Source organism: Microbacterium sp. (assembly GCF_047607225.1).
Lineage (GTDB): Bacteria > Actinomycetota > Actinomycetes > Actinomycetales > Microbacteriaceae > Microbacterium.
The window spans coordinates 49,044-63,462 of record NZ_JASGDO010000042.1 but is presented as its reverse complement, the minus strand read 5'-3'; the positions used below and the strand labels follow the sequence as shown (position 1 = coordinate 63,462).

General features: G+C 68.6%; 7 protein-coding genes. 5 read left to right on the top strand and 2 right to left on the bottom strand.

Going from position 1 to position 14,419, the window contains the following annotated elements:
- Window positions 1-301 precede the first annotated feature (301 nt).
- Both QM591_RS07755 and QM591_RS07750 read left to right on the top strand, forming a co-directional pair.
- Window positions 302-2,404, top strand: a complete 2,103-nt coding sequence (locus QM591_RS07755) for an acyl-CoA dehydrogenase (protein WP_415131243.1) — start codon at window positions 302-304, stop codon at window positions 2,402-2,404.
- Between the two features lie 257 nt (window positions 2,405-2,661).
- Window positions 2,662-3,255, top strand: a complete 594-nt coding sequence (locus QM591_RS07750) for a DNA-3-methyladenine glycosylase I (RefSeq protein ID WP_415131241.1) — start codon at window positions 2,662-2,664, stop codon at window positions 3,253-3,255.
- Window positions 3,256-3,464: 209 nt separating this feature from the next.
- Here the strand turns inward: QM591_RS07750 and QM591_RS07745 are convergent, their stop codons facing one another.
- The gene (locus tag QM591_RS07745; RefSeq protein ID WP_415131239.1) at window positions 3,465-3,950 is read right to left on the bottom strand and encodes a hypothetical protein; all 486 of its coding nucleotides are present in this window, start codon (window positions 3,948-3,950) and stop codon (window positions 3,465-3,467) included.
- Between the two features lie 159 nt (window positions 3,951-4,109).
- Window positions 4,110-4,637 (bottom strand): hypothetical protein, encoded by a 528-nt coding sequence (locus tag QM591_RS07740; protein ID WP_415131237.1) that lies wholly within the window; start codon window positions 4,635-4,637, stop codon window positions 4,110-4,112.
- Between the two features lie 507 nt (window positions 4,638-5,144).
- Here QM591_RS07740 and QM591_RS07735 point away from each other — a divergent pair.
- The 3 genes from QM591_RS07735 to QM591_RS07725 all read left to right on the top strand — a co-directional run bounded on the left by QM591_RS07735 (window position 5,145) and on the right by QM591_RS07725 (window position 14,410).
- Window positions 5,145-5,654, top strand: a complete 510-nt coding sequence (locus QM591_RS07735) for a TA system VapC family ribonuclease toxin (RefSeq protein WP_415131235.1) — start codon at window positions 5,145-5,147, stop codon at window positions 5,652-5,654.
- 107 nt (window positions 5,655-5,761) lie between these two features.
- Entirely contained in the window at window positions 5,762-8,125 is a 2,364-nt protein-coding gene (locus QM591_RS07730) for an ATP-binding cassette domain-containing protein (protein ID WP_415131233.1), read from the top strand.
- Between the two features lie 192 nt (window positions 8,126-8,317).
- Window positions 8,318-14,410 carry an Ig-like domain-containing protein gene (locus tag QM591_RS07725; RefSeq protein WP_415131230.1) on the top strand — a complete coding sequence of 2,031 codons (6,093 nt, stop codon included), beginning with the start codon at window positions 8,318-8,320 and terminating at the stop codon, window positions 14,408-14,410.
- Window positions 14,411-14,419: the final 9 nt, after the last annotated feature.

The window sequence follows — 14,419 nt, the reverse complement described above, 5'->3', positions numbered from 1 at the left end:
CGCCCCGCCCGAGCCCGCCCCGTGCACAACGGCGGATGCGCGCGGCGACACGCCGCCCCGCCGCCGCCCGACCCCGGCGTGTCACCCCCGATATCCGCCGTTGTGCTCGTCACTGACCGCAGCTCCCGTCCGGTCGCGTGAGACTGGGTGTCATCAGGGATGAGTGTGGGTTCCACACAATGGCGCGGGGGGACGGGGCGCGTGGCTGTTGTGCCCGACGGCCAATGGGTTTGCCGCCGCCTTGTGTCACACCTACCGTCGAGACTGACCTTTTCTGTCCTCCGCTGTCGAGAGGAATGCGATGACCGACGCTGCCGTCCGTTCGAAGAAGCCCGCGACCAACAAGCGCACGCCTGCGGGTGGTGCTCCGACCGCTGCACACACCGCCGACGAGGCGCACGAACCCCGCATCGATGTGCCCGCCGTCACCGACGCGCTCCTGGGCACGTGGGCCGAGACCCGCCGCACGGCGCGCGAGATGATCAAGGACCCTGCCTTCTGGCGCGTCGAGGGTCAGTCGATGGCCGAGCATCGGGAACGCGTGCTCGGCCAGCTCCGCCTCCTCGTCGAGAACGACGGATCGCGTCGTGCCTTCCCCGAGGAGTACGGCGGCTTGGGCGACAACGGCGCCAACCTCGCCGGTTTCATGGAGCTGGTGCTCGCCGACCCCAGCCTGCAGATCAAGTCGGGCGTCCAGTGGGGGCTGTTCGGCTCGGCGATCTACCAGCTCGGCACCAAGCCCCATCACGACGCATGGCTCCGCGATGTGATCTCCCTCGATCTGCCGGGTGCCTTCGCGATGACCGAGACGGGACACGGGTCCGACGTCGCTGCGATCGGCACCACGGCCACCTACGACCCCGACACCGAGGAGTTCGTCATCCATACGCCGTTCCGCGGCGCCTGGAAGGACTACCTGGGCAACGCGGCGCTCCATGGCAAAGCGGCGACCGTGTTCGCACAGCTGATCACGGGGGGCGTCAACTACGGCGTCCACTGTTTCTTCGTCCCGCTGCGTGACGACGAGGGCAACTTCCTCCCCGGCGTCGGAGGTGAGGACGACGGGGTCAAGGGCGGTCTGAACGGCATCGACAACGGTCGGCTGCACTTCGACCACGTGCGCGTCCCCCGTACGAACCTCCTCAACCGCTACGGCGACGTCGCTCCCGACGGCACCTACTCGAGCGAGATCCCCTCGCCCGGTCGCCGGTTCTTCACGATGCTGGGTGCGCTCGTGCAGGGGCGCGTCTCGCTCGACGGTGCGGCGACCACCGCGACGGCGCTCGCTCTCCACATCGCGATCACGTACGCGAATCAGCGCCGCCAGTTCGACTCCGGTGCAGGCTCGGACGAGGTCGTGCTCCTCGACTACGGCAAGCACCAGCGGCGCCTGCTGCCGCGACTGGCGCAGGTCTACGCACAGTTCTTCGCGGGAGACGAACTGCTGCGCAAGTTCGATGGCGTCTTCGGGGGGCGCGCCGACACGCCCGCCGAGCGGGAGGATCTGGAAACCCTCGCCGCGGCCCTCAAGCCCCTCTCCACCTGGAACGCCCTCGACACGATCCAGGAGTGCCGGGAAGCGTGCGGCGGGGCCGGGTTCCTCGCGGAGAACCGACTGGTCGGGCTCCACCACGACCTCGATGTCTACGTGACCTTCGAGGGGGACAACAACGTCCTGTTGCAGCTGGTCGGCAAGCGGCTGCTCTCCGACTTCGCTCGACAGTTCCGGGGGGCAGACCCGGCCAAGCTCGCCGGGTACGCGGCGCGGCAGACCGCCGAGAAGGTCTTCCACGGTGCCGGGCTGCGACAGCTCGGTCAGGCCGTCGCCGACTTCGGGTCCACGGCGCGCTCAGTGGAGCTGGGCCTGCGCGCCGAGCAGCAGCATGAGCTCCTGGCCGGCCGGGTTCAGCAGATGATCGCCGACATCGCGGCGCGGCTGCGCCCCACCGCCAAGGCCGCCCCCGCGGAGGCGGCGGCGGTGTTCAACGCCGTCCAGGCCGAACTGATCGAGGCCGCTCGCGCGCACGCCGAGCTGCTGCAGTGGGAGGCCTTCAGCGACGGCGTCGCGCGCACTTCCGACGACGGGACCCGACAGGTTCTCACGTGGCTGCGCGACCTGTTCGGGCTCTCGCTCATCGAGAAGCACTTGGCGTGGTATCTCCTCAACGGTCGGTTGTCGACGCAGCGCGGTGCGGCCGTGGGACGCTACATCGACCGGCTCTGCGGACGGCTGCGTCCGCACGCTCAGGACCTCGTCGACGCCTTCGGCTTCGCTCCCGAGCACGTGCGCGCACCGATCGCCTCGGGGGCCGAGCAGGAGCGACAGGACGAAGCCCGCGCGCACTACGCCGACCTCGCCGCCTCCGGTGCTGCCCCGGTGTCGGAGAAGGCCGCCAAGAAGTGACGATTGTCACGAAAAGGTAACGATGACGAGGATCGTGTCAGGAATCGGGTCGCTGCGGACACTACATCTATGAGAGCACCGGTGCGGTGCGTGCCCAATCGGCTTCGAGGCGCGCATAGCAGCTCTTTTGGGGGGACCGTTTGGGTGAACGGTCCCCCCTCCTTCATTTCTGGGGACCACGGCGTACCCCGTACCCCGTACCGCGGTCGGTGCTCCCACCCCGCCGGGGTGTCCGTGCCGGTCGATAGGGTCACCCTGTGACGAACGACCTCGTGCCCGCGACGGGCGATATCCGTGTCGGGCCGGATGGGATCGCCCGGTGTGCCTGGGTCGGAGACGACGCGGAGTACCGCCGCTATCACGACGAGGAGTGGGGGCGGCCTCTGCGCGGCGACCGCGCCCTCTTCGAGAAGATGAGCCTGGAGGGATTCCAAGCCGGGCTCAGCTGGATCACGATCCTGCGCAAGCGTCCGCGGTTCCGGGAGGTCTTCGCCGGCTTCGAGCCCGAGGTCGTGGCCGGCTTCACCGAGGCCGACGTCGAACGGCTCCTGGGCGACGCAGGCATCGTGCGCAATCGGCTCAAGATCGAGGCGACCATCTCCAACGCGCGTCTGGTGACGACGATGGCGCCCGGCGAACTCGATGCGCTCATGTGGTCGTTCGCCCCGCCGCCGCGGCCGCGCCCGTCTTCCTTCGCCGAGGTGCCTGCCACGTCGCCCGCCTCCGATGCGATGTCGAAGGCTCTGCGCAAAGCCGGTTTCCGTTTCGTCGGGTCGACCACGATGTATGCGCTCATGCAGTCGGCCGGCATGGTCGACGACCACGTGGAGGGATGCCATCGCGCGATCTGACCGGAGCTGTTCGTACGGTCCGCGCCACCGAGCATCAACGATCGACGACGCGCTCTCATCTACGACGTCGTGCAGCAGCCCGCTGAGCAGCAATGCCACGGCGAGCGTGGCGATCGCGATCGAACTCGCATCACGGTCGCCACGCTCTGAAAGCGACAGTCGTCCGCTCGTTCATTTGTGCCGAGCGGCCCGTCGAATCAGCTTCTCGCTCAACTGTGGGTGTACCAGGGTCGTGAGGTTGCTCCCTTGTACGATCCGGATCCCAGTTCCACCCAGGTGCATGGGGACTTGTAGTACCCGTAGGTGTACGCGCCCTTGTATCCGTAGTTCCCGCGCTCGACCCAACCGGTCTTCTGCGACTTCGGCACTTTCCAGGTGTAGCTGCTCGTCGCCGACGTCGCCCGTGAGTACGACACGGATACCCCCACGGTGACGCTGACGTTTGCGAACACGACGCCGGCATTCGCGGTGCCCGAGACGCTCAGCGTTCCGGTGGTCGTCCACGTCTCTCCGTACGAGATCGTGATCGTGCCGCCGGACTGCCCATACACGCGGTTGTTTGCGTTTCCGAGGTACACCGAGGCCGATGACAGCGTCCTCGATGTCCGCGTACTGCCCGTTTCGCACGTTGCCGCAGAGGCGGGTGCTGCGGGGGCGCCTGCGGTCAGCACTGCGGCGACGAGGGTCGTGACCATGCCCAGATGCCACAGGCGAGGTTTGCGCGCCTTGCTGCCGCGCGCCAATCGGCCTGCCCTCGATGTGTCACGTCCGTGCTCTGTTCGATTGATTTTCATGACCGTCTTCAGTCCTTTCGTTCTGTTGTACTGGGGGGATCTGGTGGCGTGCACGAGGCGTTACGGACTGTTGGGGGCGACCGCCGCAACCGAGAGTCGGTACGGTGTTCCTTCGTCGACCGTGGCTCGTACGGACATGCCGTCGGCCGCGATGGTCAGCGACGCGGTCGTGTAGAAGACGATCCCGCTCCGGGGGCACTGAGTACCCCAAGTGCGATCGATGACGTCGGCGTCCCGCAGTACCGCGATCTCGTAGGGCGAATCGGCATCGCAGAAGATCGCCAAGATGAGCGAGGTGGTGTCTTCGGCGGCATCGGTGAGTGGGAACTCCTCGGTTGTGGTTGCCGCCCCTTCGGCGAGGAACTGCACTCCGCGGAGTTCGGCCGGCGTGTAGGCCGGGTAGTTGTCTACGTACTCGCTCAGTGGCAGCGCATCGGGAGCGTACAACTCGGCGATATGAGATGATGCCTCGTTCGTTGTCTCACTGGATGTGACGCTGTCCGCCGGGAGAGTGGGTTCGGCGGCGGTACAACCTGACAGAACGAGTGTGCCGAGCAGGGCGAGTACTGCAACGGGGGAGATCCTCATTCTGGTTCCTTCCGTATCAGCGGGGGAAGATAACTTTCGCCGCTAGTTGGAAGCTACATGCATTTTGCAGTTCAGGTGCGATTTTGAAAGTACATGCGTTTGGTAAGCACGTGCTTTCGGGGGACTTGTCCGCTCCGTGGAGCGCACCGCTCGGTTCTGGGCGCTGCTGTGGTCCGGAGGGATCACGTCTCACTGGACCGAGCCCCACTGCGGTCGATCTGCCATGTCGGTCACTGCCGGATCGTGGGTTGATGGACCACCGCCCGGGCAATGGCGACACGTTGCTGCTCACGGCCGTTGAGGTGCTTCGGGCGATGAAACCGGCGCCTCGTCTTCTGATGTGTGATGCATGATTCATGCGCACCACGCTGACGATCGACGACGACGTGCTGGGCGACAGCGAAGCAGTTCTCCGATGCTCGCGGACTGACCGTGGGGAGGCGGTCTCGCAGCTGGCGCGCGACGCGGCCCGAACGTCGCCGGCACGAGGGCACGTGGAACGGCATCATGCTGCCGCCCCCGCCGCCCGAGGCGGCAGAGGTGACGATCGACGACGTCACCCCGTCCATCGGGACGAGGTCGATGAGCGGCACCGCGCCGCGCGGGCACCTCATCGATGTCGACGTGGCGATCGCGCTGATCGATCCGCGCCACGTTCATCACGATCGCGCCCACCGCTGGTTCGCCTCGCGCGGTGAGACGCCGTGGTTCACTTGCCCGCTGGTGCAGAACGGGGTCGTGAGGGTGGTCAGCCACCCCGACTATCCCAACTCCCCGCCTGCTCCCGTGGTGGTCGCCAGCCTCGCCGCCCAGCCCGGACACCGCTTCCTCCCCGACTCGGTGAGCCTGCTCGACGGCTCCGTCCACACGGAGCGATTGCTGGCCAGTTCGCAGGTGACCGACACCTACCTCCTCCACCTGGCGGCCTCGCACGATGCCCTGCTGGCCACCTTCGACGCGCGGATCGTGACCACGGCTGTCCCGTCGGGGTCCGACGTCGTCTTCGTCATCCCCTGAACCGTCAGTCACGCCCTTCGGAGCGTGATACCCGACCGGCTCTGTCGTGCGTCGGCGGCACCGGGTATCGTCTCAGCGACCTTGCCTCCAGTTCCGAGAGGACGACCATGCCCGATGCTGCGCACCCCGCCGACGGACACGACAGGATTCGCGTCGTCGGTGCGCGGGAGAACAACCTCCAGGGGATCGATGTCGAGATCCCCAAGCGCCGGCTCACCGTGTTCACCGGGGTGAGCGGATCCGGCAAGTCCTCACTGGTGTTCGGGACGATCGCCAACGAGTCGCAGCGGCTCATCAACGAGACCTACCCGACCTTCGTACAGCAGTTCATGGGCCAGCTGTCCCGCCCCGAGGTCGATGCGCTCGAGAACATCAGCCCGGCGATCATCGTCGACCAGGAACGGATGGGCTCCAACGCCCGCTCCACCGTCGGCACCGCGACCGATGTGCACGCCATGCTCCGGCTGCTGTTCAGCCGCCTCGGCGATCCGCACGTCGGGTCACCGCAGGCGTTCTCGTTCAACGTCCCCTCGGTCTCGGGGGCGGGCGCCGTCACGATCGCCGTCGGACCCGACAAGGGCAAGAAGGAGCGCCGGTCGTTCGAGGTCACCGGCGGCATGTGCCCGCGGTGCGAGGGCCTGGGAGAGACGAGCGACGTCGACCTCGACGAGGTGCTGGATCGTTCCCTCTCGCTCGCGGCCGGAGCGATCCGCGTTCCCGGGTACAGCGCCGACGGCTGGATGGTGCGCGGGTACACCGAGTCGGGGTTCCTCGATCCGGACAAACAGATCGCCGCATACAGCCCGCAGGAGCTCGAGGACTTCCTCTACAAAGAGCCCACGAAGGTCAAGATCCAGAACATCAACATGACCTACGAGGGGCTCATCCCCAAGATTACGAAGTCGATGCTGCAGAAGGACCGCGATTCGCTGCAGCCCCACATCCGCGCGTTCGTCGATCGTGCGGTGAAGTTCCTGCCGTGCCCGGAGTGCGGGGGCACCCGTCTGAACGAGGGTGCGCGGTCGTCTCGGGTCCACGGGAAGAACATCGCCGAGGTCGCGGCGATGCAGATCACCGATCTCGCCGCGTGGCTCGAGGGCATCGATGCGCCCGAAGTGGCCCCGCTGATGGCGGGGCTGCGGCAGACCGTCGCGTCGTTCATCGACATCGGCCTCGGATATCTCTCGCTCGACCGCTCCAGCGGCACGCTGTCGGGAGGGGAGGCGCAGCGGACGAAGATGATCCGCCACTTGGGATCGAGCCTCACCGACGTCACCTACGTGTTCGACGAGCCGACGGCCGGACTGCACCCGCACGACATCCAACGGATGAACGCGCTGCTCGGCCACTTGCGAGACAAGGGCAACACGGTGCTCGTCGTGGAGCACAAACCAGAGGTGATCGCGATCGCCGACCACGTGGTGGATCTCGGCCCCGGTGCCGGACGCGACGGCGGCCGCATCATGTACGAAGGCGACCTGGCTGGGCTTCGCGCGTCCGACACCCTAACCGGCCGCCACCTCGACCATCGCGCCGCACTCAAGCCGCAGACGCGCACCCCCTCGTCCGTGCTGCCGATCCGAGGAGCGACCCAGCACAACCTGAAGGAGGTCGACGTCGACATCCCGCTCGGTGTCCTCACCGTCGTCACCGGTGTCGCCGGGTCGGGGAAGTCGTCGCTGATCCACGGCAACGTGCCGTCGTTCGAGGGCGTCGTCGTCGTCGACCAGGCGCCCATCAAGGGATCGCGGCGCAGCAGTCCCGCCACCTACACCGGCGTGCTGGATGCGGTTCGCGCGGCGTTCGCGAAGGCCAACGGTGTCAAGCCGGGGCTGTTCAGCGCGAACTCCGAGGGAGCCTGCCCCGCCTGCCGCGGCCTCGGCGTGATCATCACCAATCTCGGCTTCACGCAGAGCGTCGAGACGCGCTGTGAGCTGTGCGAGGGCTCCGGTTTCAGCGATGCCGTCCTGGAGTACCTCCTGGAGGGGCGCACGATCGCCGAGGTGCTCGCGATGTCGGCGGCCGAGGCGCTCGAGTTCCTCGCTGTCGCCGCCCCCAAGAGCCCCGCGGGTCCGACGCTTGCGCGCATGGTCGATGTCGGCCTGGGCTACATCACGCTCGGGCAAGCGCTCAACACCCTGTCTGGCGGTGAGCGGCAGCGGTTGAAGCTCGCGATCTCCATGGCCAAGAAGGGGGCGATCTACGTCCTCGACGAGCCGACGACGGGGCTCCACCTCGCCGACGTCGACAACCTCCTGGGATTGCTCGACCGCCTCGTCGAGGCGGGGAACTCCGTCATCGTGATCGAGCACCACCAGGCGGTCATGGCGCACGCCGACTGGATCATCGACATCGGGCCGGGGGCGGGGCACGACGGCGGCTCGGTCGTGTTCGAGGGGACCCCTGCCGCGCTCGTGGCCGACGGATCCACCCTGACCGCCCAGCACCTCGCCGCCTACGTCGACGGCTGACCGGGGTGCGCACGGCGTCCCGCCGACGCGACGCGGGATCCCCTGAAACTGGGGAGTTCTCCCCTCCTCGGGCGGGTGGAAGAACGGGCGGGGTCACGTAGGCTGTCAGTCGTTCCGTTGAGAGTGTGCGACTGATCCAGCAATCAGTGCCCGACGCCACGCAGAGATGAGCCCGGGGGGGAGCCGAGCCGAATGAAGTCCTTCGCGTGGCTTCGCGCGCGTCCGCGGACGCTGGCCTCCGTCGCCGTGGTCGGCGCGGCCGCCGTGACGCTCGGGACCCTCGCCTTCGTCTACGAAGGAAGCCCCACCACGGAGGTCGACCTCCACGACGGTGGTGTATGGCTCACCAAGCAGTCGAGCATGCTGGTCGGTCACTTCAACCACGAGTCGAAGGTGCTCGACGGCGGACTCCGAGCCGCCGGCACCACGTACGACGTGCTCCAGGCCGGGTCTCGCGTGCTCGTGGTCGACGAGAAGACGGTCACGGCCATCGACCCGGCCCGCGTTTCGCTCGGCTCCGGCACGGATCTGCCGCCGGGAGCCCGACTAGCACTGGGCGCGGACTCCGTGGCGATGGTCGGCGACGGCGGTCGAATCTGGATCACGGAGTTCGGTGCCATCTCCTCGTTCGCCCCCGAAGCCTCCGACCCGGTCGCCGAGCTCGGCGACGGTGCCGTGGCGGCCGTCGCCGTCGACGGCACGGTGTACGCCGCCTCCACCGAGAAGGCGACCCTCGTCGCGTTCGGACGCGATGCCGACGGCGCCGTGACGACCTCGGGCGAGAGGGAGCTGGAGGGCGTCGAGCCCGGGCACACTCTGCAGGTGACCGCCGTGGGCAACATCGCCTTCGCGCTCGACAACGACACCAACACCCTCTACGGCAGCGACGGAACGCGCGTGGAGGTGCCGGCGGATGCGATCCTCCAGCAGCCCTCGGAAGCCACCGACTCGGTGACTCTCGCGACGGCGTCGGAGCTGGTGCGCGTGCCGATCGGCGGAGGCGAGCTCGTGCGCATCGCCGCCGAAGCGCCCGACGGGGCGGCCGCAGAACCGGTGTTCGTCGCGGGGTGCGCCTACGGCGCGTGGTCGGGCACCGGGGCCTTCATCCGCGACTGCCCGGGAGACGACGACGACCGCTCCGAGACGGTGCCGGGGATCGACCCCACCAGCCAGCTGCGGTTCCGCGTGAACCGCGACGTCGTCGTGCTCAACGACGTGTTCGGCGGCGCGGCGTGGATGGCCAGCGACTCGATGCAGCGCGTCGACAACTGGCAGGACATCACTCCGCCGGAGGGTGAGGGCGAGAAGGAAGAGGAGACCACCGAGGAGTCCGTCCAGACGACTCTTCCCGAACGCACCGAGAACAACACGCCGCCGATCGCGAACGACGACCAGTACGGCGTCCGTCCGGGCCGAACGACCGTGCTCCCGGTCCTCGAGAACGACACCGACGCCGACGGCGATGTGCTCGTCGCCGCGGTCGAGCGGGAACCCGGTTTCGGCACGATCGAGCCCATCCACAACGGCGCCGCCCTGCAGATCACCACCGAGGAGGACGCCTCGGGCTCCACCTCGTTCACCTATGAGGTCGACGACGGGCGCGGCGGCACCGACACGGCGCGGGTGACCCTCACGGTGAGCCCCCTCGACCAGAACTCCCCGCCGCAGCAGCGTCGGAAGACCGCCATCCCGGTGGAGGCCGGCGGAACCGCGTCCTACAACGTCCTGCCGGACTGGATCGATCCCGACGGCGACGACATCTTCCTCTACGACGTCGTGCCCGATGGCGGTGACGAGGCCGACTTCACCTCCGACGGACAGATCACCTACCGCGCCATCGGCGGGGTGCAGGGTCGCAAAGAGGTGCCGATCATCATGTCCGACGGGCAGGACACGCAGCCCGGCGTCGCCGTGTTCGACATCCGTCCGCTCGGCACGACCCAGCCGGTGACCAACGCCGATCACGTCGTGACCCGTGAGGGGCGGCCGGTGACGGTCACGCCGCTGACCAACGACACGAGCTCCGGCAGCGAGCAGCTGCGCCTGACCCGCGTCGAAGAGGTCGAGGACGCGAAGATCACCACGAACCTCCCCGAGAAGACCTTCACGTTCACCTCCAACAAGGTCGGCACGCACTACGTGCAGTACCTGGTGTCGGCGGGCCCGAACTCCGTCCCCGGGATCGTCCGCGTCGACGTGCTCCCCGACGACGAGAACGACCTGCCCCCCATCGCAGTGCGCGACATCGCGCTCCTCCCCAAGGGCGGCGACGTCCTCGTCAACGTGCTCGGCAACGATTCCGACCCCGGCGGCGGCATCCTCGTCGTGCAGTCGGTGAGCGTCGAACCCGGCAGCGGGGTGGCTGCCGCGGTGCTCGGCCACGAGACGGTGCGGATCACCGACCAGAGCGGACTCATCGGGCAGGTGCGCGTCGCGTACACCGTGTCCAACGGCACGGCCTCGGCCACGGGCGAGATCGTCGTGATCCCCGTGCCTGCGCCGGCGAAGCTGCGTCCGCCGGTCGCGGTCAACGACCAGGCGGTGGTTCGCGTCGGCGACACCGTCACGATCCCCGTGTTGGACAACGACTACCACCCCAACGGCGACACGATCCACGTCGCGCCCGACCTCGTCGAGACGGTCGATGCGGGCGACGGCGAGGCCTTCGTCTCCGAAGACACGGTGCGCTTCCGCGCCGGGGACGAGCCGAAGACCGTCAACCTCACCTATGACGTCGTCGACTCGACGGGGCAGCGCGACGCGGGCTTCGTGCGCATCCAGATCCTCGCCCGCGACGACGAGGCGAACACCGCTCCGCGTCCGCGCGATCTCACCGCTCGCGTGCTGGCCGGCTCGAAGGTCGAGATCCCGGTGCCGCTGGACGGCATCGACGACGACGGCGACTCCGTCGACCTCGTGGGTCTCGCCTCGGCTCCGGGCAAGGGACGCATCGTCGAGCAGAAGGTCGCCTCGTTCGTCTACGAGGCGTTCGAGGAGTCCACCGGGGTCGACTCCTTCACCTACTCCGTCCGTGACCGGCTCGGCAAGGAGGCCACCGCTACGGTTCAGCTCGGCATCGCGCCTCCCGCGGCCGAGAACCAGGCGCCCTATGCCGTCCGGGATTCCGTCGTGATGCGGCCCGGCCGCCAGGTGGCGCTCAACGTGCTCGAGAACGACTCCGACCCCGATGGCGACCGGTTCGGGTTCGCCGAAGACGCCGTCGAGATCCCCGAGGGAGTTCCGGGGCTCAAGGCGGAGGTGTCGGGCCGATACCTCGTGATCACCGCGCCCGACGAAGAGATGCAGACGAGCGTCTCCTACACGATCGCCGACGAGCGGGGCCTCGAGGCGAGCACGTCGGTGCAGATCACCGTCGACGAAGACGTGCCCCTCCTGCGCCCGATCGCGCGCGACGACCGCGTCGTCGCCGAGGACGTCAACGAGGCCGGGATCGCCGAGATCGCCGTCCTCGACAACGACGACGACCCCGACGGCACCCGCAGCGCCCTCGAGGTGACCCTCGGCACGGGTGCCCAGAACGCCTCCGTCGTCGGCGACAACAAGGTGCGGGTGACCCTCACCGACGAGCCGCAGCTCATCACGTACACGATCACCGACGTCGACGATCAGTCCGCCTCGGCGTTCATCCGCGTCCCCTCGCTCAACGCTCTGCCGCCGACGCTCCTGTCGACCGAGCCCCTCGTCGTCGACAGCGGCGAGACGGTGGAGCTGCCATTGGCCGACTACGTGCGTGCCGCAGGAGGCAAACGCGTCGTCGTCACGGAGGCCGCGAAGGTCAGTGCCGCCCACGCCAACGGCGACGCCCTCGTGAAGGATCAGACGACCCTCGTCTACACGTCCAAGGACCGTTACTTCGGGCAGGACGCCCTGACGTTCGAGGTGACCGACGGCGACGGGCCGGACGACGCCAACGGGCGCAAGGCGACGCTGACGATCCCGATCACGGTGCTGCCGCCGGAGAACCAGCCGCCCACCTTCGTGGGAGCGTCGCTGTCGGTCGCCGCGGGCGAGGATGCGGCGACGCTGAACCTTCGCGAGCTCGCCTCCGACCCCGATCCGGGCGACGACGAGAAGCTCACCTTCACCCTCGCCTCGCAGGCGCCCGCCGGGATCGACGCCTCGATCGACGGCGGCACGCTCCGGGTGACCGCCGACGCCAACGTCGACAAGGGCACGAAGTTCTCCCTGCAGGTGCAGGCCACCGACGGTCAGACCGCTCCGGTGAGCGCCCCGATCACGGTGACGGTGACCGCGTCGACGCGCGAGCTGGCGAGCGCGAACGACGACATCATCGACCAGGCCGACCAGGGCGAGACGATCTCGGTTCCCGTGCTGAGTAACGACGTCAACCCCTTCCCCGACACCCCGCTGAAGATCGTCGGGGCGGAGCCGGAGTCCGGCGACGTCGCCCGCGTCCGCGTCGCCGGCGACCGGGTGGAGGTCTCCAGCGCGCCCGACTTCGTCGGCACGATGGTCGTCCGCTACACCGTGGAGGACAAGACCGAAGACCCCGACCGTCGCGTCGAGGGCCGTGTCCGCATCACGGTGCAGGGCCGCCCCGACGCTCCTGGCAAGCCCACGGTCACCGCCGTCGAGAGCCGCACGGTGGTCCTGTCCTGGACGCCGCCGATCGACAACGGCCGTCCGATCACCGGGTACACCGTCACCGCGACCGGTTCGAACTACAGCAAGCAGTGCGCCTCGACCACCTGCACGCTCGATGGGCTCACCAACAACGTCGAGTACAACTTCGTCGTGACCGCCACCAACAGCGTGGGGACCTCGGAGCCGTCGCTGCCGTCCGAGACCGCGCGGCCCGACCAGCGCCCCGACCAGCCCGCCCCGCCGTCGCTGACCTTCGGCGACCAGAGCCTGCTGGTGGAATGGACCGTGCCGCGCACGGAGGGCTCGCCCGTCGAGAACTACACGCTGGAGATCTCGCCCGCGCCGCCCTCCGGTGTCGCGCAGAAGACGAACATCCCGGGCACCCGCATCACGTGGGACGGCCTGGAGAACGGTGTGGCCTATCAGGTGCGCGTGCGCGCCCACAACAAGGCGCCGGAGCCGTCGGACTTCAGCGCGTGGTCGGCGAGCGAGATCCCGGCGCGTGCTCCCGATGCCCCCGGTGCCCCCTCGACCGAGCGCCTCGACGCCGTCGGCACGCAGAACCAGGTGCGCGTCTCGTGGAACGCTCCGGCGGCCAACGGCGACGCGATCGACGAGTACCAGGTGCGTGTCACCCGTGGTGGCTCCGTCATCAACACCGTCAGTGTCGGTGCCGGCCAGACGAGCCAGGCCATCACGGTCGACAACTCCTCCACGCCGTACACGTTCGCCGTCCGCGCGCACAACAAGGCCGGGTGGGGGCAGTGGAGCCCCGAGTCGGCTCCGCGGCAGTCGTTCGGTCAGGCCTCGGCGCCCACGAGGGTCGCCGCGACCGAGGGCGACAACCGTGTGAGCGTGACGTGGACCCCGGGTTCCCTCAATGGCGCGAGCGCCGGGCAGGCCAGCTACCAGTACTCCGTCAACGGCGGCGGCTGGCGCGGCGACTGGGTCGCGGGCGGCAACAACGGCTCCGGCACGATCGGGAACGGCCAGGTCGACAACAACCGCACGTACACCATCCGCGTGCGAGCGGTCACGACCGTCGACGGCGTGACCGAGCAGGGGGCTCCCTCGGCGGAGTCGAACGCCGTGGCACCCTACGGGCAGATCGGCAACCCGGCTGCATCGGCGTCGGCCAACGGCACGAGCATCACGTACGGCTGGTCCTCGCCCGCCCGCAACGGACGCGACATCACGACGCAGATCCGGATCGACGGCGGCGGCTGGCAGACGGTGGCCGCGAGCGGCAACACGACCCGCGACGTCGGGTACAGCCACACCGGCACGATCGAGGTCCGCACGAGCGCCGCCGGCAGCAGCACCACGAGCGCCTCCGCACAGGCGCGCACGCAGGACGAGCCGCCTCCGCCGCAGCCGCGCGTCTGGGTCACCCAGGGCGACCCCGACGGAAGCTGCACGAACGGCTGCCGCCGCTTCGTCGTCAACTACGAAAACCTCTCCATCGGTCCGCACACCGTGCGCTGCTACTCCGACGCATACCCGGGCGGGTTCGGCAGTTCCTACTCCGTCAACTTCAACGGCCGGGGCGCCACGCAGATCGGCTGCTTCCACGGTCGCGACGGTCGCAATGTGTGGATCGACATCCTCGGCTGGGGAGGATCGGTCGATACCGAGAAGTACTTGTGGCCGAGGCCCTGATCCGGGCCG

Coding starts and splice junctions, on each gene's coding strand:
- QM591_RS07755 (WP_415131243.1), top strand. CDS start 302: ATGACCGACGCTGCCGTCCGTTCGAAGAAGCCCGCGACCAACAAGCGC.
- QM591_RS07745 (WP_415131239.1), bottom strand. CDS start 3,950: ATGGTCACGACCCTCGTCGCCGCAGTGCTGACCGCAGGCGCCCCCGCA.
- QM591_RS07740 (WP_415131237.1), bottom strand. CDS start 4,637: ATGAGGATCTCCCCCGTTGCAGTACTCGCCCTGCTCGGCACACTCGTT.
- QM591_RS07735 (WP_415131235.1), top strand. CDS start 5,145: ATGCTGCCGCCCCCGCCGCCCGAGGCGGCAGAGGTGACGATCGACGAC.
- QM591_RS07730 (WP_415131233.1), top strand. CDS start 5,762: ATGCCCGATGCTGCGCACCCCGCCGACGGACACGACAGGATTCGCGTC.
- QM591_RS07725 (WP_415131230.1), top strand. CDS start 8,318: ATGAAGTCCTTCGCGTGGCTTCGCGCGCGTCCGCGGACGCTGGCCTCC.